The sequence below is a fragment of the Pseudomonas sp. GM84 genome, from assembly GCF_000282535.1.
Classification (GTDB): Bacteria; Pseudomonadota; Gammaproteobacteria; order Pseudomonadales; family Pseudomonadaceae; genus Aquipseudomonas.
The window spans coordinates 1-624 of record NZ_AKJC01000152.1; the positions used below are offsets into that span (position 1 = coordinate 1).

At 44.9% G+C, this 624-nt stretch carries 1 protein-coding gene and 1 pseudogene; both read right to left on the minus strand.

Going from position 1 to position 624, the window contains the following annotated elements; translation table 11 throughout:
- Window positions 1-444, minus strand: a pseudogene (locus PMI38_RS13300) (DUF6708 domain-containing protein); the annotation flags it as partial.
- Window positions 444-624: hypothetical protein (locus PMI38_RS27530; protein ID WP_043273593.1), on the minus strand; the 181-nt coding region annotated here is incomplete at its 5' end. The gene PMI38_RS27530 and the pseudogene PMI38_RS13300, both read right to left, overlap by 1 nt.

Here is a 624-nt window from a genome sequence, read left to right on the forward strand (position 1 = left end):
GGACTCCAGGCGGAAGAAACGGAAGGTGTATTTAAGGAAAACTCCGAGCAGTACTAACCAAAATATCGGGAATAGGGTGAGGAAGAAGTAGTCTGAGCCCGTCAGGAACTCGCCGTTATGTCGAAGCCCTGAGGTGAATTTCGGAATGGATACACTCATGGTTAATATGAAAGCATAGATAATCATTCCATAGATGCAACCAGCAAAAAATGTAACTATGCCTCGCTTCTCATCATTGGGTGTGCGCAGATCGATGTATTGTTCAGAGTAGGAGTAGAGAGAATTATTGTCGTAGATAACTTTTGAAACAGAATCGCCCACACCTTCCGGAGCATGGAGTTCCGTCTGCCCAGGTTGACGTTTTTCATTTTTGTATTCTTCACAGGCTTCTTCGTAAGTGATCAGGGTTTTGGACCATTGAAAGCCGCGTTCCAGAAAATACATCAGAGTGTGCTCCTAATCGCATTTTGCAGTATTTCAATCTCTCTCTCTTCAGTGTCCGCGATGCCATTGCTACGGTTCTTGCGGAATGTGCAATGGTCCAGATAGCGCTGCAAGGCGTCAGGAAGTACGAAAATTTCAATCAGAACCAACGACAAAATAACCAGATTGAGCCCGAAGAAC